Source organism: Capnocytophaga sp. G2 (assembly GCF_035282625.1).
Lineage (GTDB): Bacteria > Bacteroidota > Bacteroidia > Flavobacteriales > Flavobacteriaceae > Capnocytophaga.
In genome coordinates this window covers 1-22,038 of the sequence record NZ_JAYKBU010000018.1, presented here as the reverse complement: position 1 = coordinate 22,038, position 22,038 = coordinate 1, and the positions used below count along the sequence as shown (strand labels likewise).

General features: G+C 34.0%; 19 protein-coding genes. 6 read left to right on the top strand and 13 right to left on the bottom strand.

The genetic code is table 11. The annotated features are described in order from the left end of the window. Positions 1 to 92: 92 nt before the first annotated feature. From VJJ03_RS09895 to dapF, 3 genes are all read right to left on the bottom strand, one after another. Entirely contained in the window at positions 93 to 1,094 is a 1,002-nt protein-coding gene (locus VJJ03_RS09895; RefSeq protein WP_009745489.1) for a beta-ketoacyl-ACP synthase III, read from the bottom strand. Positions 1,095 to 1,204: 110 nt separating this feature from the next. Then, a complete protein-coding gene (locus VJJ03_RS09890; protein ID WP_323975322.1) occupies positions 1,205 to 1,702 on the bottom strand; it encodes a GNAT family N-acetyltransferase in 498 nt (165 codons plus the stop codon). 15 nt (positions 1,703 to 1,717) lie between these two features. Continuing rightward, positions 1,718 to 2,524 carry a diaminopimelate epimerase gene (dapF, locus tag VJJ03_RS09885; protein ID WP_009745491.1) on the bottom strand — a complete coding sequence of 269 codons (807 nt, stop codon included), beginning with the start codon at positions 2,522 to 2,524 and terminating at the stop codon, positions 1,718 to 1,720. A gap of 355 nt (positions 2,525 to 2,879) precedes the next feature. On the opposite strand from dapF, the gene VJJ03_RS09880 reads away from it, so the two are divergent. Beyond that, positions 2,880 to 3,587, top strand: coding sequence for a tRNA threonylcarbamoyladenosine dehydratase (locus VJJ03_RS09880; RefSeq protein ID WP_323975320.1), 708 nt, complete (start codon positions 2,880 to 2,882; stop codon positions 3,585 to 3,587). 7 nt (positions 3,588 to 3,594) lie between these two features. Here the strand turns inward: VJJ03_RS09880 and VJJ03_RS09875 are convergent, their stop codons facing one another. From VJJ03_RS09875 to VJJ03_RS09855, 5 genes are all read right to left on the bottom strand, one after another. After that, positions 3,595 to 5,799, bottom strand: coding sequence for a patatin-like phospholipase family protein (locus tag VJJ03_RS09875; protein ID WP_009745493.1), 2,205 nt, complete (start codon positions 5,797 to 5,799; stop codon positions 3,595 to 3,597). Positions 5,800 to 5,822: 23 nt separating this feature from the next. Then, a complete protein-coding gene (locus tag VJJ03_RS09870; RefSeq protein WP_040358327.1) occupies positions 5,823 to 6,152 on the bottom strand; it encodes a nucleotide pyrophosphohydrolase in 330 nt (109 codons plus the stop codon). A gap of 195 nt (positions 6,153 to 6,347) precedes the next feature. Then, on the bottom strand, positions 6,348 to 6,839 hold the full coding sequence (locus VJJ03_RS09865) for a hypothetical protein (RefSeq protein ID WP_009745495.1): 492 nt from the start codon (positions 6,837 to 6,839) through the stop codon (positions 6,348 to 6,350). An 18-nt stretch (positions 6,840 to 6,857) separates the two neighbouring features. Beyond that, positions 6,858 to 8,930, bottom strand: coding sequence for a methionine--tRNA ligase (gene metG / locus VJJ03_RS09860; protein WP_323975318.1), 2,073 nt, complete (start codon positions 8,928 to 8,930; stop codon positions 6,858 to 6,860). Between the two features lie 103 nt (positions 8,931 to 9,033). Beyond that, positions 9,034 to 10,158 (bottom strand): ATP-binding protein, encoded by a 1,125-nt coding sequence (locus VJJ03_RS09855; protein ID WP_009745497.1) that lies wholly within the window; start codon positions 10,156 to 10,158, stop codon positions 9,034 to 9,036. 183 nt (positions 10,159 to 10,341) lie between these two features. Here VJJ03_RS09855 and speB point away from each other — a divergent pair, with 183 nt between their 5' ends. From speB to VJJ03_RS09840, 3 genes are all read left to right on the top strand, one after another. After that, a complete protein-coding gene (speB, locus tag VJJ03_RS09850; RefSeq protein WP_009745502.1) occupies positions 10,342 to 11,226 on the top strand; it encodes an agmatinase in 885 nt (294 codons plus the stop codon). Between the two features lie 12 nt (positions 11,227 to 11,238). Continuing rightward, a complete protein-coding gene (locus VJJ03_RS09845) occupies positions 11,239 to 13,974 on the top strand; it encodes a PD-(D/E)XK nuclease family protein (RefSeq protein WP_009745503.1) in 2,736 nt (911 codons plus the stop codon). A gap of 63 nt (positions 13,975 to 14,037) precedes the next feature. Next, on the top strand, positions 14,038 to 15,561 hold the full coding sequence (locus VJJ03_RS09840) for a lipase (RefSeq protein WP_323975316.1): 1,524 nt from the start codon (positions 14,038 to 14,040) through the stop codon (positions 15,559 to 15,561). A 4-nt stretch (positions 15,562 to 15,565) separates the two neighbouring features. On the opposite strand, the gene VJJ03_RS09835 is transcribed toward VJJ03_RS09840, so the two are convergent. Continuing rightward, positions 15,566 to 17,107: a YifB family Mg chelatase-like AAA ATPase gene (locus tag VJJ03_RS09835; protein ID WP_323975315.1), complete on the bottom strand. Its 1,542-nt coding sequence runs from the start codon at positions 17,105 to 17,107 to the stop codon at positions 15,566 to 15,568. A 148-nt stretch (positions 17,108 to 17,255) separates the two neighbouring features. Here VJJ03_RS09835 and VJJ03_RS09830 point away from each other — a divergent pair, with 148 nt between their 5' ends. Then, a complete protein-coding gene (locus VJJ03_RS09830; protein WP_009745506.1) occupies positions 17,256 to 17,771 on the top strand; it encodes an NUDIX hydrolase in 516 nt (171 codons plus the stop codon). Further along, positions 17,768 to 18,127 carry a DUF2809 domain-containing protein gene (locus VJJ03_RS09825; protein WP_009745507.1) on the top strand — a complete coding sequence of 120 codons (360 nt, stop codon included), beginning with the start codon at positions 17,768 to 17,770 and terminating at the stop codon, positions 18,125 to 18,127. The genes VJJ03_RS09830 and VJJ03_RS09825 overlap by 4 nt, the downstream gene beginning before the upstream one ends. A 25-nt stretch (positions 18,128 to 18,152) precedes the next feature. Here the strand turns inward: VJJ03_RS09825 and VJJ03_RS09820 are convergent, their stop codons facing one another. The 4 genes from VJJ03_RS09820 to VJJ03_RS09805 all read right to left on the bottom strand — a co-directional run bounded on the left by VJJ03_RS09820 (position 18,153) and on the right by VJJ03_RS09805 (position 21,959). Continuing rightward, complete coding sequence (locus tag VJJ03_RS09820; protein ID WP_323975311.1) at positions 18,153 to 19,340, bottom strand: RHS repeat protein; 1,188 nt, start codon at positions 19,338 to 19,340, stop codon at positions 18,153 to 18,155. A gap of 12 nt (positions 19,341 to 19,352) precedes the next feature. Further along, the gene (locus VJJ03_RS09815) at positions 19,353 to 20,342 is read right to left on the bottom strand and encodes a hypothetical protein (protein WP_323975310.1); all 990 of its coding nucleotides are present in this window, start codon (positions 20,340 to 20,342) and stop codon (positions 19,353 to 19,355) included. Between the two features lie 142 nt (positions 20,343 to 20,484). After that, the gene (locus VJJ03_RS09810) at positions 20,485 to 20,772 is read right to left on the bottom strand and encodes a hypothetical protein (RefSeq protein ID WP_323975308.1); all 288 of its coding nucleotides are present in this window, start codon (positions 20,770 to 20,772) and stop codon (positions 20,485 to 20,487) included. Positions 20,773 to 20,786: 14 nt separating this feature from the next. Next, positions 20,787 to 21,959, bottom strand: a complete 1,173-nt coding sequence (locus VJJ03_RS09805; RefSeq protein WP_323975307.1) for a hypothetical protein — start codon at positions 21,957 to 21,959, stop codon at positions 20,787 to 20,789. Positions 21,960 to 22,038: the final 79 nt, after the last annotated feature.

Below are 22,038 nucleotides of genomic sequence, written 5' to 3'. Positions count from 1 at the left end.
AAAAGAAGTGTGTTTTTAACAAAAAACTTGCTCTACTTAAATTAAATTTAGGTAGAACAAGTTTTCCTAAACAGATTATGGCAACTTTAATGTTATTTTATAGGATTATATGCCCATTTGAGATATATAGCTCCCCAAGTAAAACCTCCTCCAAAGGCAACAAAAATGAGGTTATCTCCTTTTTTGAGTTGTTTTTCATAGTCATATAAGGCTAAGGGAAGAGTAGCTGAGGTAGTATTCCCATAATGATGGATATTCACCATTACCTTTTCATGAGGTAATCCCATACGGTCTGCAGTGGAGTCAATAATACGTTTGTTTGCTTGATGAGGTACAAGCCAATCCAAACTTTCTGCAGAAAGTTGATTACGTTCCATGATGATATCAGTAACTTCTGCCATTCGGGAAACAGCATACTTGAACACTGTTCTTCCATCTTGATATAGGTTATTTTTCCCTTCTTTTATAGTTTCTATGGTGGTAGGAAGTATGGAACCACCAGCTTCTATTTTTAGGAATTCACGACCTGTACCATCGCTACGTAAATATTCGTCCTGCACACCTAACCCTTCATAATTAGGCTCAAAGAGTACTGCTCCGGCTCCATCTCCGAAAATAATACATGTGGCACGATCCGTATAATCAATAATAGAAGACATTTTGTCAGCTCCCACTAAAAGTACTTTCTTATATCTTCCAGATTCAATGTAGCGAGCCGCAACGGACATTCCATAAAGGAAGCTAGAACACGCTGCTTGTAGGTCGATAGCAAAAGCATTTGTAGCTCCTATCTGTGTAGCCAAGTAAGCCCCTGAAATAGCTACAGGCATATCGGGAGTAACACTGGAAAAAATTACTAAATCAATATCAGTAGGGTTAGTTCCTGTTTTACTTAATAAATCCTCAACCGCTTTTATACCTAAAAAAGAGGCTCCTTTACCCGCTTCTTTCAAGAGTCTTCTTTCTTTGATTCCTGTACGAGTGGTAATCCACTCGTCCGTGGTATCTACCATTTGTTCTAATAAACTATTGGATAATATGAAGTCAGGCACATATCCACCAACACCCGTTATAGCAGCTGTAATTTTTGTCATAGAAGTACAATTTTTGTAACCTATCAAAGGGTTACGAATTAAAGGCGCAAGTTACAAAAAAAATATGAATCTTAGTATGATAAAATGATTTTTTTCTCTGCACAATATTACTAAGGTTTAAAATATTGATATAAAAATATGTTTTTAAATTCTCCTTGAGAGAATAACCAGTCCTTTAATGAAATAGTATAAGAAAATCCAACATTTTCAAAAAGTTTTTGACTAGGAATATTTTCTTCGGGGATATATGCAGTAAGCTGATGAATGTCTAAAAAAAGGAAAGCGTAATCACATAATTGTTGTAATGCTTTCTTTCCAAAACCTTTACGGCGAAAGGACTTCACTATGGCAATACCTACAGAGGCTCGTTTGTCTTTAGGGTTGAAGTCATATAAGTCCGTACAGCCTATAGCTTCCCCCTTATAGGTAATGACAAAGCGCACCTGTCTTGTTTGATAAATATCCAAATGAGCATTCTCAATATATTTTTTAAGAACATAACGAGAAAAGGGAGTTTGAGTATCGCTTAGTTCCCAAAGAGATTTATCATTTTCTAAATAATAGAGGAAATCAATATCTTCAGGTTCGAGAGCTCTTAATTGTATCATAGATAGTGCTAACTATTATATGCTTATAGTTCCTTCAAAAACAAATTCTGCTTCTCCAATGAGCCAAACATTGGTGTATTCTTTTATCTTTAAGCCGAGAAATTCTTTTTTTACTTCAAAAGTTACCTCTAAGTTACCTCCTTTGGTCTCTAAAATGATATATTCAGCCTTAGTTTTTCCTGTTTTATGCATAGCGATAGCTGTTGCCGTAGCTCCTGTACCACAGGAGTAGGTCTCATTTTCTACTCCACGTTCATAGGTACGTATTTTAAAGCGATTATCAGCTATAGGCTCTACGAAATTTACATTAACGCCCTCAATATTGAAAGGAACACCATAACGGATTTCTGCTCCTTTCTTCTTAACATCCATACTATCAAGATCTTTAACTATTTCTACATAGTGTGGAGAGCCTGTGTTAAGAAATAGTCCTTTCTTCACTTTTTCTATATCACTAACATCTTGCATCTGAAGATGAATAAGATCATTCTTAAAAAAGGCTTTGTGCAAGCCATCTGGAGCAGAAAAGGTAGTCTCTGTTTTATCAATAACCCCCAATTTTTGAGCAAAAGCTACAATGCAACGTCCACCATTACCACACATAGTACTAGGATTTCCATCAGAATTGTAGTATATCATGGAAAAATCCGTTTTAGAATCATTCTCCAAGATTATAAGACCATCAGCACCAACACCAAAACGGCGCTCACATAAGCGAGCAATAAGTTTTGTATCCTCTTTTGGAAAAGTATTCATGCGGTTATCAATCATAATGAAGTCATTCCCTGCACCTTGATATTTGTAAAAATGTATAACTGTCATAATTCATTTTTGAGGGCAAAAATAGTAAAAAAAACGACTTTTACAAAGAGAATAATTTTTATTTTAAAAAAATATTCCTACTTGTAAACGTCATAAAAAAATTGTATCTTTGTTGGCTAATTTTCTATTAAAAAATAAGAATAGTTAGGTCTCCTTCTTATGCTACAGAGGAGGTAAGAAAGGTGCCTATTGATTGTTAGAGATAAATTGAACAAAAAAAATATATTTACAAGGAAAATATTTGCTTGATGTAATACTTCAAATTATCGTATAAGAAGATGAACTTTTAATTAAGATTGTTTTTGAAGTATAAAAGTGATTTATGCAAAAACAATTGATAAAATAATATAAAGCTATGTGGAAAGAGCGAACAAAATTAGTTATAAAAGATCAAGGATTACACAAATTAGAACAATCACATATCCTTGTAGTAGGATTAGGGGGAGTAGGAGCTTTTGTGGCTGAGTTCTTAGTACGTGCAGGGGTAGGACATCTCACTATAGTGGATGGGGATGTAGTGGATATAACTAATAAAAATCGTCAACTTATTGCTCTTGATTCTACCATAGGAGAGCCTAAAGTAAAACTGATGGCAAATAGGCTTAAGGATATTAATCCACAAATAAAGCTTAAAATGATCAAGGACTTTCTTACTCCTGAATCAGCTTATGATTTGGTAAGTAAAGAATTTGCTTATGTAGCCGATTGTATAGATAGTATTTCCCCAAAAATAAGTCTCCTTAGAGCTTGTCATGATAAGCGTGTAAAAGTGATAAGTAGTATGGGATCAGGAGGTATATTAGACCCTTCGAAGGTAAAAGTGGCTGATATATCACAGACACGTGATTGTCCCTTGGCTCGCACTATTCGTAAGCGATTAAAAAAGGAAGGTATCCAACCAAAATTTAAAGCGGTTTTTTCTTTAGAACTCCCCAGTAAGGACATGATGGCATTAACTGATGGAAGCAACTTTAAGCGATCATATTATGGTACAATGAGTTATATGCCAGCCCTTTTCGGAATTCATATTGCAGGAGTAATCATACGTAAGCTTATAGAATAGATAAGAGTTAGAACCAAAAGCCAACATTGAATAACCAGAGGAATTTATTTGTCTCAGGAGAATAGGTGGCTTTTATTTCAATAGGTCCAAGAATAGTATCGGAACTGAGTCCTAAGGCATAACCTGTATACTTAGGTTTGGAAAACCAGTGGGAATTATTAAACATATTCTCTTCAGCATTGGCAATATTAGCAATGGCTTTGATATAGTTTCTTTTATAAAAGCGGTAATTTAGAGTCATTTCTCCTTTAAGAAAATCATAATTTCCAAAGCTTAGATAATCGTAACCATAGAAAGGAATTAGGTTCCCAAAAAGATTATTTCCTTGTCCCCCGAAGATGTATTGTAAGAAAGGAGCATTTGGACGACCAAAATGGATTCCTCCTGAAAAGATAGCCTTAGCAGAAAGTCTATTGGAGAACTTCCATGCACCACCTAAATCAGCTTTTACTAAAAAAATAGGATTTATTCTCTCTCCGTGCCCTTCTGAATGCAAATACCAATGTCCTTTGGCATCAAAGTAAACTCCTTCAGTAGGGAAGAGGGCGTCATTCAAGGAATCAAAACGCATATATCCAAAAGTAGAATAGTAATTTACCTTTCCATGAAAATTGTCAGGTTGTAACTTTACTTGATAAAGCTCATGCTCAACTCCTGCTCCTATAAGGAATTTTTTCTTAAAGAAGATAGATTGTATGTAGAGTTGATTTTTTAATCGTGTAAGAGCAACATTTGTTTCGCCTGTATTAAGGGAAAAACCATTGAAAGCAATATCACGACGGAAGCGGTCATAACGACTTTGGAATCCATAGCTAGTATAAAAACCTTTGTCCACATAATAATCAAATTTGTAGCGGATATTATCTCCTGCAATAAAATCAAAAGAAAGAAGGTCATCCTTTTGTAGGAAACTTGACCGACTTACATTAAGCAGTACCCCTGTTTTGTACAAATTGTCGTAGTGTACAGCCATTTTCACCCAGGTTTGTGCAGGTGCCTCTTCTAAGTTAAAACGTAGTTCTTCTCCTTCCTCCATAGGGCAGATGTGGTAATTAATACTTTTAAAGTTCTGGGTAGCCATAATGTTTTGCACACCGTTTTTTAAGTCAGAAAAAGAAATCTTTTTACCCCATTGGAATCCTAACTTTCCCCTAAGATATGCATCAGAATAATGTTTATTGCCAGAGAAAGTAATACTTTCTATAAATAAAGAATCGGAGATTTTTGCTTTAGGTAAGGGCTTTTCGTTTTTCTTTAAAAAATCCCCTAACCAAGATAAATGCGGAAATATTTTTTTGGTAGCTACCCGTCCCGAATCAATGATAGCTTGTCCCTCAGAGAAAGAAATAACATTATAGGCTCCAATATCAGGATGGATATATATATCTGTTTTTTCTCGTTTTTCCTTCATATCATTGGCAATCTTATAGCTAGTAATTTGCATTAGTACGCTATTGGCAGAACGCAAATCTTTGCGTGTTCTCAAGGGGGATTGTACATCCACTCCAATAATAATATCCATACCTTTAGCTCTAACTTCATCAATGGGGTAATTATTCATTACTCCACCATCGGTAAGCCAGCGTCCATCTACCTCTACAGGGGCAAATAGAGTAGGAAAAGCCCCACTTGCCATAATGGCTTGGGCTAAGTCACCATGCTCCAAAATTACTTCTTCTCCTGTTTCTACATCGGTAGCCATGCATAGGAAAGGAATAGGAAGTTTGGAAAAATCGTCTATTTTTCGTACCCCATAGGTAAGGTGACTTAGAAAGTTATATAAGTTCACTCCTTGAGAAAGACCTGCTGGGAGGGCAAATTTACCATCACGCAAAGCAAGAGAAATCATGTATCGGTCACGGTTTTCTTTCTCATAGAAACTCTGTGTTGATCGTGGTACATTATCCTGAATGATACGTTCCATGTCCACAGAATGAAAGATAGAATCCAATTGGTGCGAACTATATCCGGCAGCATATAAGCCTCCTACAATAGCGCCCATACTTGTTCCTCCAATATAATCAATTTTTACACCGGCTTTCTCAATAGCTTCCAAAGCTGCAATATGAGCTAATCCTTTAGCACCTCCTCCACTAAGGACTAAACCAACTTTAAGATTTTTCCCTTTAAGGTCGGACAGCGTATAGATTTTCCCTTGAGGAAAAACCATAGAGTAAAAAAAGATTAGAAGAAAAAGAAAGATATATTTCATATAGTAAGCATTTCACATTGAAATTATCCTTTTAGCTTAGGATTATTTTGATGTCGGTCATGGTCACGTTTTGTCTTGGTATCCATTTTCTTATCAAAAGCCTCTTGTAGGTCTATTCCTGTTTGGTTAGCAAGACAGAGTACTACAAAAACCACATCGGCGAGTTCTTCTCCGAGATCTTTCGCTTTATCACTTTCCTTTTCTGATTGTTCGCCATAGCGACGTGCGATAATACGGGCTACTTCACCTACTTCTTCAGTAAGTTGTGCCATATTTGTTAGCTCGTTGAAGTAACGTACACCATGTTCTTTTATCCAATTATCTACTGCAAGTTGTGCATTTTTTATATTCATAATTATAAAGGTTTGTTTACATTTGTTTAGTATTAATGCGGTAGGTATTCCCATTTACTTATTATCTAAGTGCCTAAAAATCTTGTGTTTTTGTACAACTTGATAGAGACTATATTCTTCCTTCACTTATTCTGTTCTTTATAGCTTAGCAATATACCTACTTTTTCTCTGTAATTTGAATATCAATCTTTTAAGTTAAGGTTTTTGTTCACTTACATAGAGGGTTTGGTCAAGCACCTCGAAGGAAAGCGTTTTGTTATCATTGAGAGTCATTTTTAATAGTAATTCTCCCCAATCCAAACCATCGGAGAAATCGCAGATCACCCAACGATGGTTAAGCAATTTTATTTTGTTGATTTGAAACTTAGCATTACGGCGAGGGCGGTAGGAAATCAAGGGATGATTTTTATCTTTGGTTATATTGGTTGCCATGAGCTGTTGTCGCACAAATTCCTCAGGATCATCTATGCTATTTTCATGGAAAAAGTATAATCCATCTTCATTGAGACGAATATCAAAATACCGATAGTCATCTAACTCATAAGATAACTTACGAATGGAGTCTTGTAATTTTTCTATAGTGACAACTTTGTTTTGTTTATCAGGTAGTTTCTCTGATTTTTCTTTACAAGAGGAAATAAGAAAACAACTTACAAAGAAAAGAATAGATACTTTTATTTGTTTCATAAATTATGTTATTTAATTCTATTTTATTTCTGTTCCATTTACAATTCCTTCAGCATCAGGGTTTAAGAAAATATACTTTCCTTCACTATTTTCTGCCATGAGAATCATTCCATGACTTTCCACTCCTCTGAGTTTACGAGGAGCGAGATTGGCAAGTACAGTTACTTTTTTTCCGATGATTTCCTTAGGGTCAAAGCTTTGTGCAATACCAGAGACAATAGTACGCTGGTCAATTCCTGTATCTACTTTTAAGATAAGGAGCTTGTCTGCTTTAGGCATTTTCTCAGCTTCCAGAATAGTACCGATACGGATGTCCATTTTAGCAAAATCTTCATAAGAAATCAGTTCCTTCTGAGGAGCAATGGTTACCTCATTAGTTGTAGCAGTTTGCTGGTTTGCTTTTTTACTATTTTCCAACTTATCTATTTGTTTTTGGATGGCTTCATCTTCTATCTTCTCAAATAACAGTATCGATTTTCCTATAGTGTGTCCCTCAGGGATAAGGTTCTCGGAGTGCAACACATCTTCCCAGACAGGAATTTTGCTCATAGTGGTAAAGTGAAGCATCTGCTTGAGTTTTTCAGAGGTGAAAGGCAAGAAAGGTTCAGAAGTTATTGCCAGTGCAGTAGCAATATGTAGGGCTACATACATAATCGTCTCCACTCTTTTAGGATCTTCCTTAATAAGTTTCCAAGGTTCTTCATCCGCAAGGTATTTATTTCCTAATCGAGCAATATTCATGAGTTCTTGTTGTGCTTCGCGAAAACGATAGCGCTCCAAAGATTGTTCTATTCTTTGAGTGAACTCTTTTATTTGGGCAAATACCTCTTTGTCTTCTTTAGAGAATTCATGAGGAGTAGGTACCATGTTTTTATAATATTTTTCAGTCAATACCATTACTCGATTGATGAAATTTCCATAGATAGCTACAAGCTCATTATTGTTTCTTGCCTGAAAGTCTTTCCAAGTGAAGTCATTATCTTTAGTTTCGGGGGCATTGGCAGTAATTACATATCTTAATGTATCTTGCTGTGACGGAAATTCTTCTAAATATTCATTAAGCCATACTGCCCAATTTTTGGAAGTTGATAGCTTACTACCTTCCAAATTAAGGAATTCATTAGCAGGAACATTCTCAGGCAAAATGTAAGATCCTTCTGCCTTGAGCATAGCAGGGAATATAATACAGTGGAATACAATATTATCTTTTCCTATGAAATGTATGAGTTTAGTATTTTTATCTTTCCAATAAGGAGTCCAATCTTTACCTTCACGAGCTGCCCACTCTTTGGTGGAGGAGATATATCCAATAGGAGCATCGAACCAAACATAGAGTACTTTTCCCTCGGCTCCATCTATAGGAACAGGGATACCCCAATCCAAATCACGAGTTACAGCACGTGGGCGTAACCCGTCATCCAACCAACTTTTTACTTGTCCATATACATTTGGTTTCCAATCATTTTTGTGTCCTTCAATAATCCATTTTTCTAAGAAATCACTATAATTTTGTAAAGGGAGAAACCAATGCTTTGTTTTCCTTAATACAGGCTTGCTACCCGTAAGGGTAGATTTAGGGTTGATAAGATCAGTAGCATTCAGCGAGGTACCACATCGTTCACATTGGTCACCATACGCCTCTTCATTGCCACATTTTGGGCAAGTACCTATTACAAAGCGGTCTGCCAAAAATTGTCCAGCTTGCTCATCATAGAGTTGTTCAGAAGTTTCTTCTATAAAATCTCCTTTATCATAAAGGGTACGAAAGAATTTCGAGGCAGTTTCATAATGAATGGGTAAAGAAGTACGAGAATAATTATCAAAAGAAATTCCAAAGGCAAAAAGAGAATCCTTGATAATTTTGTTATACTTATCAATAATTTTTTGTGGGGTAGTTCCCTCCTTTTTTGCCTTAATAGAGATGGCAACACCGTGCTCATCACTACCACAAATAAAAACAACATCATTGTTTTTCAATCGCTGATAGCGAGCAAAAATATCAGCAGGCACATATACCCCTGCAAGATGACCTATGTGTATAGGTCCATTAGTATAAGGTAAAGCTGCTGTAATGGTATAACGTTTTGACATTTATTAATTTAGGTTTATGAAGATATAATACACTTTTTAACTTTGCAAAAATACAATATTTCAGAGCAAAAGTCAAGAAAAATATATAGAAAAGTAAGCTTATTTATGACACCTTAGTATGGATGAGTCGGATGAGTTTGATAGAAAGATCTGTCAAAATGAGTTTTGAATTGCCATTTCGTTCAATGTGATAGAGAGCCTCTTCTATATTTTGCTGGATTTCCTGTATATTATTATGGTGAACAAATGGAGCAAAATTTTGTATTTTAAAATTGGAATTGAACTGTATATACACCAAACTATCTACTCCATAATTAGCAAGAAGTGCTTGACGAAAGACTTCCAAACAGTATTCTAAAAATAGTTTTTGAGTCTCCCTACCTTCTTTAGCGATCTCTTCACTCCAAGCAAGCATACTGGGAAGGATGCCTTTATTTCCTTTGGCACTATAAGCCATGCGTACCCATCTGACAAACCACTCTTCAAAAAGATTATCACTATCTTTGTTTAGAAAAGAGAGAGCTCTCCGAAAATTTCCTTGTGCTCTAATGGCTATTTTTTGTGCCTCTGAATCAGTAATACCTTTCTCTAAAAGAGCATTTGTTATAATCTGGTCTCCTAATTTAGTGAAGCGTGTAATCTGACATCGAGAAAGAATAGTGTCCAATAGTAAACTTTCATTTTCAACCACTAAGATAAAGATTGTTTGTGCAGGAGGTTCTTCTAAGAGTTTTAAGAGTTTGTTGGAACAATCAGTATTCATAAGTTCTGCCATCCAGATAATCATTATCTTGTAACCTCCTTCAAAGGACTTCAGGGAGAGATTGGAGGTGATTTCCTTAGCGTCATCTACTCCTATTTTACCTTGTTTGTTAGCAATACCAATAAACTGATACCAATCGAATAAAGTTCCGTAAGGGTTTTTATTAATAAATTGCCTCCATTCTTCTAAAAAAAGTGTACTATAAGGATGGTCTTTTATTTTAGTAGTAGTGGCAGTAGGATAGGCAAAATGCAGATCCGGATGAGTAAGATGTTCACACTTAATTTTAGTATTATCATTTCCTGTTTTGGTGAGTATTTCGGTAGCGTAAGCAATCGCAGTAGGAAGTGTTCCTACTCCTTCTTCACCTATGAATAGCTGTGCATGAGCAATTCTATCTGTATAAATAGTTTCTTTTAGATATTTTTTTGTAAGAGGATTACTTAGTACATTCTCAAGATTCATAATTTCTAAATTAAAGTTCTACTATATATAGAAAAGTAAGCACAAAAGTACATATTTTTTTGGAAATGGGAACATGAAATATTTTTTAGACTATTTTGTAAAAATTAAAAGATAGTTAAATTTATTTTTCTTTTCTATTAAAATTGTAACTTTACCCCTAATTTTAATTCAAAAATATAAGAAATGGAAAATACATACGCAGGAATACCTACTGAGAATGCCACCTATGAAAATTCAAAAGTTATCTTATTAACAGTACCTTATGATGGTACTTCTACTTGGGGAAAGGGAGCTGATAAGGGTCCTGAATTATTTTTAGATGCTTCTGAGAATATGGAACTTTATGATATAGAAACAGATTCAGAACCTTACTTACATGGAGTGTATAGGGCGGGAGAAGTATCTGAGAATGATACTCCGGAGAAAATGGTTGATGCTGTCTATAGGAAGACAAGGGAACTGATCCAAGACAGAGAAAAATTATTTACTCTCATAGGAGGAGAACATTCTGTATCCATTGGTTCTATAAGAGCAGTAGGAGAGGAGTATCATAATCTTACAGTATTACAGTTAGATGCTCATACCGATTTACGACCTGAATATCATGGGTCAAAAAATAATCATGCTTGTGCTGTATTTGAAGCTAATCAGAAACATAAACTTGTGCAGGTAGGAATCCGTTCTATGGATGTAGAAGAAAAGCAATATTTACCTCATAAGCGGGTTTTCTTTGCTCACCAAATAACAAAGAATGAAAATTGGATAAAAGATGTTTTGGATAAAGTATCTGGTAATGTATACATAACTATCGATTTGGATGCTTTTGACCCTTCTATTACCCCTTCTACGGGAACTCCTGAACCCGGAGGATTACAATGGTATCCTACTCTGAAACTTCTAAAGAAAGTGTTTAAAAAATGTAATGTGGTTGCTTTTGATATAGTAGAACTTATGGATAGCCCTCAGGCTAAACCGACAGCTTTCTTAGCAGCTAAACTTTATTACAAGATGCTTGCTTATTATTTTAAATATAAGGGAAGGATAAAGGATACCAAAAAAAGAAAATAATTAGAGATAATCATGTTTTTAGAGCGTGTTATTGATGATTTTTTAGAGAATTATGTAGATTATTCTACGGAAGATATTATATTTGTAACTCCTTTCAGACGTTCAGCTTTATTCTTGAGAAAGATTTATGCTCAAAAGCTTCATAAAGTAACTATTTCTCCTGAATTTATCACTTTAGATAATCTTTTGGAACGTATCTCAGGCATTAGAAAGATGTCTGATATACAGGGGCTTTTTGAGTTGTACCATATTTATAAAGAGAATACTGATACAGAGAGAGATGATTTTGAGAAATTTATAGGATGGGGACAACTTCTGTGGAATGATTTTAGTGATATAGATCATTATTTAATTCCTCAAAAGGATATATTTCCTTATATGGAAGCAATTAAGGAAGCAGAGCATTGGTCAGTAGGGGAGGAACTTACTCCTATACAAAAAAGATACTTAACCTTTTGGAGAAATTTAGGTTCTTATTATAAGAATTTGAGATCAGAAATGTTGCAACAAAGACTAGGATATCAAGGATTTATTGCAAGAGAAGCTGTATCGCAATTAGATGTTTACAAAAGTAAGAATGAAAAAAAATTGCATATTTTTGTAGGATTTAATGCCTTAACCAAAGCACAGGAACATATTATCCAATATATTCTAGAGGAAATGAAAGGAGATATCTATTGGGATATAGAGAAATATCTTTTAGAAGGAGAGCATAGTGCGGGGTATTTCATAAAGAAATATATCAATGAATGGAGATATTATCAAGGAAGATTACCAAAATGGATTAAAGATACTCCTATAAATAGAAATATAGCTATTTATGGGACTCCTAAACAAGTCAATCAGGTACATCTGTTGACAGATATACTTGAAAAACTTCCTGAAACAGAGTTAGACCAAACAGCTATTGTACTAAGTGATAGTGATATGCTTTTGCCTTTGTTGCAATCTATTGACACTCATAAGTTGCCTATTAATATAACAATGGGATATCCATTACAACAAACTCCCTTACATGATTTGTTTTCTTCTTTCTTTAAATTATATATCTCAGGGAAATGGTATCATAAGGAAGTAAAAGCTCTCCTCATGCAACCTTTCTTAAGTAATTTGTTTTCTGAAGATTATAAAAAGAATACAATTTCTTTTATAAATGAATATAATCTAATATATATATACAAAAAGCATTTAGAAAAATATGTAAAAGATGCTGATAAGATACTTATAGATTTGATTTTTGATGACACAAAAAATATTTCTGTAAGTAGATTAATTGAAAATGTACTTAGATTTTTATTTATTATAAGAGAATCTTTAGAAAAGGATGAGAGTAGTAATAAATTAAATCTGGAATATTTATATAATTTCTATGAATTATTCAATCAATTAGATTTTCTGCAGAGAAAGTATGGTTTTATTGAAAATATAAAATCATTGTACTATTTGTATAATGATTTGCTTGCAAAACAGAAATTAAATTTTAGAGGAGAACCATTGCAAGGATTGCAAATTATGGGAATATTAGAAGCACAGAATATACAATTTAAGAATGTATTGGTAACTTCTTTAAATGAAGGTATTTTTCCAAAAGGAAACTCCAAAAACTCACTAATTCCTTTTGATGTAAGAACAAATTTGGAACTTCCTACCTATAAACAGGAAGATTATGTATATACCTACTATTTTTATAGAATATTGCAGCATACGAATAAGGCAATTTTATTCTATAATACAGATACAGAAGGACTGAAAGGAAGTGAGAAAAGCCGATTTATACTACAGTTATTCTCTGCGTTAAGGATAGAACCTACCATTAAATCTCCTGAGGTCAAAATAGTAGAACATCAACCTATTGAAGTCCTAAAAAATAGGGAGATTATAAATAAACTGAAAGATATAGCAACAGGAAAAGATAAAAAACATGGAAGAGGTTTCTCTTCATCTGCTCTTACAAGCTATATTATGAATCCTATTATTTTCTATCAACAACAAATATTAGATGTGAAAGATGAAAAAGAAGTAGAGGAGATTGTTGAAAATAGATCTTTTGGTGATATTATCCATAGGGTACTTCAAATACTCTATACTCCTTATATAGGAAAGATACTTTTTAAGGAAAATATAAAGCAAATGAGAGAAAAAGTATCTTTAGTGGTGAGAAAAATATTTATTGAATATCAAAAGAATGAAGATATTACGGGTAAGAATGTATTTATACTAAAAACAATAGAAGAATATATTCATAAATTCCTATCTGTTGATGAAAAAAATGTGAGTGAACAAATAGTAGAGCTCCTTTTTTTAGAAAAAAAAATATTAACAGAGGTAAGGTATGAAGAATTTGATTTTCCTATATTGTATAATGGAACTCTTGATCGTGTAGAAAAAAGAAATGGAGCTATTTATATAGTGGATTATAAGACTGGTAGAGTAGAACAAAGGCAGATAACTTTAACAGAGAAACATTGGGAGAAACTTATTATTGATTTTAAGTATTCAAAGGCATTTCAGTTATTAATGTATGCTTATTTATTACGAAAATCAGGGAAGGTGGAGGATGATATTCCTATATATGTAGGTAATTACTCTTTCAAAAACTTGAAACCTGGTTTCTTAGGATTTAAAATAGCTTCAGGGAAACCAATGGTTTCTATAGATAACGCTATTCTTACCAAATTTGAAGAGAAACTTATAGCTTTACTTACAGAGATTTATGACCCATCTATTCCCTTTGTTGAAAAGAAGTGATTCAAATTAATATACTCTCATTTTTTTATTCCTATATTTGCACCCTGTAAAATGAAATGGCAAATGACCCCCAAAAAAATAGTCGTTTTTATGATAGGCGTATTACTATCCCTCCTATGGCTTACTTTTCTTAGTCGTGAATATGTAGATGTTGAGAATGAGGAAGTTATTCATGGAATAAAAATAGGAAGTTTTCAAATGAAATACCCTACTTTCTGGGATATTTTCTCTCATCGAGAACCTATTAAGAATGATAAGGCAATGGCAATTATACAGGGAAAAGAGCCTAAGATAGAGAAGGATACTCTAAATGCTGAGCTTGTCAATAATCGAAAGTTTATTTTTCCTAAAGATATAAATCATTTAAGAGATTCTATAGAGGCTTTTTTGGAAGGAGGGAATCCAAAACTTATTAGTAATGTAGAAGGACAGATTTATTATCCAGAACCCATGCAAGAGTTTGTAAAGAGAATGAATGAAAAACTTAGCCAGCCTACTTGCCGTATTCTCCACTATGGTGATTCAAAAATAGAAGGAGATCGCATCACCTCTTATCTTCGTAATGGTTTACAAATTCTCTATGGAGGTTCAGGTCCAGGTTATTTTCCTATAAAGACACCTTATGGACAGCGTAGTATTATTATCCAAACAACAGGGAATTGGTTTCGATATGCATTATTTAATGCAGAGCAGCGCAAGAATAAAGATCTTTTACCTAATAATCAATATGGATTATATGCTAATGTTTGTCGCTTTACTCCTGCTCGTGGAGGGGATACAGCGGGACTAAAAACAGCTTCTTTTACTATAAGTCCTTCTTATGCGTATTACAGCCGATTGGCTGAATATTCTCAAATTACACTCCATTATGGGAATTGCACAGTACCTACTTTGGTTACTGTATATGAGAATAATGTAGAAATTCGTAAAGATTCCCTTATAACAGATGGAGACTATCATGCTTATAAGTTACATTTTGATGTAACACCTAAAAAACTTAAACTCCAGTTTTCAAGCAGAAAGAGCCCTGATTTTTATGGTGTAACAGTAGGAAGTGATCAAGGTGTTCAAGTTGATAATATCCCTACACGTGGAGATTCAGGTTTCCATTTTACTCGATTACAGAATACCTATGAGGCTATGAGCAGGGAACTTAGACCGGATATTATTATTTTTCAGTTTGGAGGTAATCTTGTACCTTACCTTACAAAGGACAAGGTAGTATCCAGTGTTAAGCGTATTATCACCAATATGCAATGGGTACAAAAACGTAATCCCGAAGCCTTACTCTTTCTTATAGGACCCAGTGATATGCTTCGTAGAAGTAGTAAAACCACTTATGATATTATTCCTGTTTTAGTAGAGGAGATGAAAAAGCAAACTGCAGAAAATGGTTTTGCTTTTTGGAGTATGTATGAGGCTATGGGAGGTAAGAATTCTATGAAAATATGGTATGATAACCGAATGGCTGCTAGTGATTTAGTGCATTTTTCAGATAAAGGTACAGAACGCATATCGGAACTTTTATTTCAGAATTTGGTAGAGGATCTACTCTCAGTACAATCTGTAGAGATGTACAGAAAATGACTACCTAAAAGTTTCCTAACCATCCTTCTCTGTCAAGACTTCGGTACTGGATTGCTTCTCCTATATGATATTCTTTGATAGTCTTACTTCCATCAAGGTCTGCTATAGTACGAGCTACCTTGAGAATACGATCGTATGCACGGGCTGAAAGATTTAGTCGTTCCATGGCTTTCTTGAGCATGGATAAGGAAGGTTCCTCTATCTGGCAATATTTTCTGATTTGTTGTGTCCCCATTTGGGCATTATAATGAATATGTTCATAGGAACTAAAGCGGTTGGTCTGTATCTGCCGAGCCTGTATTACACGTTCACGAATGCTACTACTACTTTCTGCTCTTTCATATTGGGAGAGTTTTTCAAAAGGGACAGGGTTGACTTCTATGTGAATATCTATTCGATCAAGTAAGGGACCTGATATTTTACTGAGATAGCGCTGCATCTCTGCAGGAGAGCTTACCATAGGAGCATCAGGGTCATTGAAATATCCACTAGGAGAGGGATTCATACTAGCCACTAACATGAATGAAGCAGGATAGGTGATAGAGAACTTGGTTCGTGAGATGGTAACCTCTCTATCTTCTAATGGTTGGCGCATTACCTCCAAGACACTACGCTTGAACTCAGGTAGTTCATCTAAGAAAAGCACTCCATTGTGTGCCAAGGATATTTCCCCAGGCTGTGGATAGCTACCTCCTCCCACTAGCGCCACATCCGATATGGTATGGTGCGGACTGCGAAAAGGCCGCTGACAGATAAGTCCATTGTCTTTGACCCGCCCCACTACACTGTGTATCTTAGTAGTTTCTAAGGCTTCTTGCAAGGTCATAGGAGGCAGTATGCCAGGTAGGCGCTTGGCCAGCATGGTCTTACCAGAACCAGGAGGGCCAATGAGTATAATGTTATGTCCGCCCGCCGCGGCAATCTCCATACAGCGCTTGACACTTTCTTGGCCTTTTACATCGGAAAAATCAAACTCAGGGGTTTCCACATGCTTGAAGAACTCCTCACGAGTATTGATTTCTACCCGCTGCAAGGAGTTTTCTCCGTTGAGGAAGTTTATGACCTGTTTGATATTCTCTGCTCCATACACCTCTAAGTTATTCACAATAGCTGCTTCCTTAGCATTTTGCATAGGGAGGATAAAGCCTTTAAACCCTTCCTTTCTGGCTTGGATTGCAATAGGAAGAGCCCCCTTGATCGGTTGCAGACTGCCGTCCAAGGAGAGTTCCCCCATGATGATATATTGCTCTATCTCTTCACATTGTATTTGTCCGTTGGCTGCTAAGATGCCTATAGCAAAACTCAGATCGTAAGCGGATCCTTCCTTGCGCATGTCAGCAGGTGCCATATTGATAGTAATTTTTTTACCAGGGATTTTATAATGATTGTTCTGTAAGGCTGCCTCTATACGAAAGTTACTCTCTTTAATGGCATTATCAGGTAAGCCTACAAGATGATACCCCACTCCTTTATCTATATTCACTTCAATAGTAATGGTGATAGCTTCTACACCATAAACGGCACTGCCATATATCTTTACTAACATGCTTTTTATTTTTGGAAAAGGATTTTTACCAGTAGCAAATTTACAAAAAATAATGAAAATGGAAAAGTAAAATCTTTTTCTTTTCCTTATGTACTATTATATGCTCATTTTTTATTACTTTTGTCCTTATAAAAGAACAAGATTATTTATGGAAAATATTTTTACCTATTGTCCTCATTGCGGGAGCAGAGATGTAGAATTTCCTAACTTCGTACGCTTTCTCTGTCATCAGTGTGGCTTTGTTTATTACCATAGTATAGCTGCAGCAGTATCAGTTATCTTTAAGAAAGAGGATAAAATTCTTTTTGTTGTACGTAATATAGACCCAGATAAGGGCAAGTTAGACCTTCCTGGAGGCTTTGTAGACCCCGATGAGAATGCCGAAGCCGCTGTCTGTCGTGAGGTAAAAGAGGAATTGGGCTTGCAGATTGTCCCTAACCAACTAAAATACCTCACAACCCAACCCAATCATTATCTATATAAGAATATCCCCTATCGTACCATGGATATTTTCTACGAATATCCCTTAGATACTCCGGTTTCTGTAAGAGCGGAAGATGAAATAAAGTCTTTACAGTGGATTCCCATATCTGAAATAGACCTTGGCAAAATAGGCTTTGTCTCTGTAAGAACAGTCATTGAAAAATATTACTTAAACCAATGAAATTCAATTCCAGATACTTCTTCGCTGCCCTGATCATCTTTTTGGTAGAGTTAGCCATAGCCACTGTATTCAAGAGTGTTCCCTTTGTACGGGCATACTTAGGTGATATTTTGGTAGTGATACTGATCTATTGTTTTATTAGAGCTTTTTTTCATATCAAGAACACCAAAAAATTACTTATAGGAATTTTCTGCTTTGCCGTATTTGTGGAGATACTACAATACTTTAAACTGGCTACTTTCTTTGGCTTTGGCAAAGGTACCCTTGGGTATATTCTGCTAGGAAATTATTTCTCTTTTGAAGATATTCTTTGCTATGCTACAGGATGCTTTTTAGCATTTATCTTTGATAAGTAAAAGGTAAGTCACTTGTTATTAGTCATTAATAATAGGTAAATATTCTTTCTACAACGGCAGCACGTTTGTTGTTTTCGTAATAGATTTCCTCAGTACAGTTGTTGAATTTGTCATAGTGGTAAATAGTTCTCTTAGGGGAAGGAATCTGTCCGTCATCTATTTGTATCAAATTTCCATTTTTATCATAGGTATAATAGGTTCCAGAAATAAAATTTCCAGTAAGTAAATCAAAATTTTCTTCCTTGATGAGTTGGTTATCCTTGTTGTAAGAAGAAAGAGTCTTTATAACTTCTCCCTCTAGAAAATAACTATAACTTTCTACTTCCTTGTCATTTTCAATGCAGTGATAGGAATAAAATTCTTTTCCTTTGTATGTTTGTATTTCTACTATAGCTCCTTTGGAGTCATAGATGTAGTATTTTGTTTTCTTGTTAGAGATATCCTTTTCATCGGATAGGGGAGTAGTATAAGTTGTTTCCTCATATACCTCATCATTGGCTAAATATTGGTAAGTGGTATAAAAACAAAACATAGAGTAACATTCTTTCTTTTCAGCAAGCAATGTGCCTTCTTTAGTATATTTATACCAAGTCTCGTTAGCTTCATCACCTAAAAGACTGGTAGATTTGTTTTTCTCGTGTGTAATATTCCCTTTACTATTATAAGAATACTTTTTTTTATTGATAAGCGTATCATTTCTGTATTCCAAAATAGCTTCTTTCCTTTTGTTTTTATCAAATAACATTTCTACTTTAGATAAAATACCATCAATCTTGTATTTTTTAGAGATCATTACTTTTCCCTCGTAGGAAATTTCTTCTTCTATATGTTCGGGATTGTTTTCCTCTTTGTATTTGTATTCATCGGCTTTTGTAAGTAGATTATCCGTGTTGTATTGGTAAAATATCTTTTGGAAAAGTTTTCCATCGGTATAGTAGTTATAAAATTCTATGATATTTCCCTTTTTATCAAAGATGTATCGGCTATGTACGGGCATACGTTCTACTTTGGCATTTTTAGGGAATATCTTTGCCTCTTTCCCATTTTTAGTGTCATAGTGATAAATAAATTTCTCTACTGATTTTACTTTTCCTTGAGGAGTAATACCTAAGTTTCTAAGATGTTCCTTCCTATATCTATTAGGTTCATCTTCTTGTGCTAAAATGAATATAGGATAAAAACTAAGGAGTAGGGTAAAGATAAAATGTTTCATGGTTTGAATCTTTTACTGGTAATAAGTAATCTTGCGTTCTATAACATAGGTAGGCTTTCCATTTTCAAAATATTCTTTTCTGATACAGTTTCCTTTCATGTCATAATAAAAGTACTTCTCTTCTTCTAAACCGCCTTTGTATATTGCCTTGTATTGGGAGAGATTTCCTTGTGAGTCATAGATTTCTTGATGATTTATTTCATCACTTTCTCCGTATGGATCAGTAGTAGCTTCATTTTTAGGCTTACTGCCTGTAGAGGGGGTAGCCATTTCTTTGTCATAAGCATAGTGAGCTATTTCTTTTCCTTTTCTATATAGAACAGCTTTTGTAAGTTTGTTTTTATTATACTCATATACTTTTCTCTCGTATAAGGAATCTTGATCGTAGAATAATTCTTCTGTTTTAAACCCATCAGTATTATAAGTATTCACTATACGATACGTTCTGGGTTTTAACTCATTATCAAAATGATTCTCTGTAAGTAAGCTATCTCTTTCATTGAAAGTTTTTTCAATCTTAAGGATAATATTTCTTATAGAATCATATTCGTAATAATAGATGTCATTACCTCTTTTGTCAAACTGTATCGTATGTATATTATCATCTCTGTTATCGTAACTTTCTATAAGTAAGTCATCTTTGTATATATTCTTTAAAATAATTTCTTTTGTATCATCATCTTCCTTTGTAAAAAGAATAAGTCTGTTTTTTGCATCATATTTGTATAGTTCTACTACGGATTCCACATATTCATTTACATAGTTTTCAGTCTTTTTTATAAGGTTTCCGATATGATTATATTCATATTCTGTATCAATACTTGGTTCGTTGTCAAAATAGGTAAGTTCTCTTGAAAGATTTCCCTTATTATCATACCAATAAAGAATTCTCCTCTTCAAGGAATCATTCGAGTAATAAGAATTTTCTATAATTCTTTGATCATTATTATATTTGTATAATTCTTTTTTATGAGTGATGCCTGTATTTAGGATCTTCTTCATAAGATTTCTTTTCAAAGAGAAGTCCTTTGTCATTATATGAATAAAAATTTTCTTCTATATGAGTTCCATTTTTGGTAGTGAGCACATTTTTTTTGAATAGAGTAGGCTATCTCTTTCATCATATTTTTTTACTTCCTTATGCTTAATATTTCCCCTCCTTAGTGTATTTAATAAATTCTATTTCATTTCCTCTTTCATCAAAGCCATAAGTATAATTTTCATCAAAATGTTCTCGTTTGATAGTATCTTTCAATACAGTTACAGCTATAGAATAGTGAGCTGTATGTACTCTCTTCACTTTTCCTAAAAGAGGTTTCTCAAAAGGATAAGCCAATTCGGGATCTATTCTGTATTTTTCTATTTTGTTAGCTGTATTTTGAGCAACTATGGTGATACAAAAGAATAGAAAGGGGATTAAAAAATGTTTCATAAGACTAAAATATTTTATTTGTAGTAGGTAAATGTTCTTTCATAGATATTAGTTAATTTTCCTTTATAATATTCTTCTATTTTTATACAATTTCCTATAGCATCATAATAGTAAAGTGATTTTGGATTCCCTTTTTCTTTTTTCCAAGCCTTTTCTATAAGGTATCCTTCAGGAGAATACTTATTTTCCCATCTGGATTTTTCTTTTTCATACTTGTATAAAATACCTTTGATTTCTTTTCCGTTTTCATCATAGAAATAGTTTGTTTCTTGCTCTAAAATATTTCCTTGATATTCTAATTTTTTAATTATTTTACCTTTTTCGTTATATTTGGTAATAACTTTTCTATCTATGATATAGTCAATTCCAATTCCTGTATAGTAACTTTCTGTTTCTATAAGTTTACCTTCTTTATAAGTATATAATAAGTAGGAATGATCATCATATTCTTTGATAAGTGTATTATTTTCATAGATTCTATTGGTAAGGATATAGGACTTTTCTCCTTTTTCTTTTTCTGTAACACAAATAAGATTTCCTAAGGTATCATATTCGTATATAGTAGTAGAATGTTTTTTAGGATTTTTCTCTTTTTCTTTTTTTTCGAGGAGTTTACCCTTAGCATCATAAGTATAGAGAGCAGTATAGAATAATTTGTCCTTATAATAGTCTTCCTCTTTGATTATATTGTCTGCTTCATTATAAGAATATAGAGAAACTTTTGAACCGTAACGGTCTATGTCTTTTCTCTCTACAAGTAAGTTTTTATCATTATATAGATTGAACCTTTCCGCAGAGTGGCGAATACTATCTATAACATAAGAGATTTTTCGGTAGGTGAGACTGTCTGCTTTATTGAAAGTTTTTATCTCCCAATCCATCAGATTTCCCAGCGCATCATAAGTATAAAAAGCTATATCATTGCCTCTTTTATCAAAGTGATAAGTGTAGGTATAAGGATCAATTTTATTCTTATGGAAAAGATGATATACAGCAACAGGAGTATCTCCCTGATATTCTATCCAGCAACCGACCGTATGCATCGTTTTTATCTTTCCACGAAGAGGTTTAGGAAAAAACTGGTCATATCTTTCATTTGTTTTATAGGAAGTAGTGTTTTTGTTAGCTGTATTTTGAGCAACTACGGTGATACAAAAAAATAAAAAGGGAACTAAATAGTTTTTCATAGTGAAGCTGTTTAAACTTTTTTTAGAGAAGTAAAAGTTCCCGAAAATTAGTAATTTTGTGTTTGAAAAAAAAGAACAC

Coding starts and splice junctions, on each gene's coding strand:
- VJJ03_RS09895 (WP_009745489.1), bottom strand. CDS start 1,094: ATGACAAAAATTACAGCTGCTATAACGGGTGTTGGTGGATATGTGCCT.
- VJJ03_RS09890 (WP_323975322.1), bottom strand. CDS start 1,702: ATGATACAATTAAGAGCTCTCGAACCTGAAGATATTGATTTCCTCTAT.
- dapF (WP_009745491.1), bottom strand. CDS start 2,524: ATGACAGTTATACATTTTTACAAATATCAAGGTGCAGGGAATGACTTC.
- VJJ03_RS09880 (WP_323975320.1), top strand. CDS start 2,880: ATGTGGAAAGAGCGAACAAAATTAGTTATAAAAGATCAAGGATTACAC.
- VJJ03_RS09875 (WP_009745493.1), bottom strand. CDS start 5,799: ATGAAATATATCTTTCTTTTTCTTCTAATCTTTTTTTACTCTATGGTT.
- VJJ03_RS09870 (WP_040358327.1), bottom strand. CDS start 6,152: ATGAATATAAAAAATGCACAACTTGCAGTAGATAATTGGATAAAAGAA.
- VJJ03_RS09865 (WP_009745495.1), bottom strand. CDS start 6,839: ATGAAACAAATAAAAGTATCTATTCTTTTCTTTGTAAGTTGTTTTCTT.
- metG (WP_323975318.1), bottom strand. CDS start 8,930: ATGTCAAAACGTTATACCATTACAGCAGCTTTACCTTATACTAATGGA.
- VJJ03_RS09855 (WP_009745497.1), bottom strand. CDS start 10,158: ATGAATCTTGAGAATGTACTAAGTAATCCTCTTACAAAAAAATATCTA.
- speB (WP_009745502.1), top strand. CDS start 10,342: ATGGAAAATACATACGCAGGAATACCTACTGAGAATGCCACCTATGAA.
- VJJ03_RS09845 (WP_009745503.1), top strand. CDS start 11,239: ATGTTTTTAGAGCGTGTTATTGATGATTTTTTAGAGAATTATGTAGAT.
- VJJ03_RS09840 (WP_323975316.1), top strand. CDS start 14,038: ATGACCCCCAAAAAAATAGTCGTTTTTATGATAGGCGTATTACTATCC.
- VJJ03_RS09835 (WP_323975315.1), bottom strand. CDS start 17,107: ATGTTAGTAAAGATATATGGCAGTGCCGTTTATGGTGTAGAAGCTATC.
- VJJ03_RS09830 (WP_009745506.1), top strand. CDS start 17,256: ATGGAAAATATTTTTACCTATTGTCCTCATTGCGGGAGCAGAGATGTA.
- VJJ03_RS09825 (WP_009745507.1), top strand. CDS start 17,768: ATGAAATTCAATTCCAGATACTTCTTCGCTGCCCTGATCATCTTTTTG.
- VJJ03_RS09820 (WP_323975311.1), bottom strand. CDS start 19,340: ATGAAACATTTTATCTTTACCCTACTCCTTAGTTTTTATCCTATATTC.
- VJJ03_RS09815 (WP_323975310.1), bottom strand. CDS start 20,342: ATGAAGAAGATCCTAAATACAGGCATCACTCATAAAAAAGAATTATAC.
- VJJ03_RS09810 (WP_323975308.1), bottom strand. CDS start 20,772: ATGAAACATTTTTTAATCCCCTTTCTATTCTTTTGTATCACCATAGTT.
- VJJ03_RS09805 (WP_323975307.1), bottom strand. CDS start 21,959: ATGAAAAACTATTTAGTTCCCTTTTTATTTTTTTGTATCACCGTAGTT.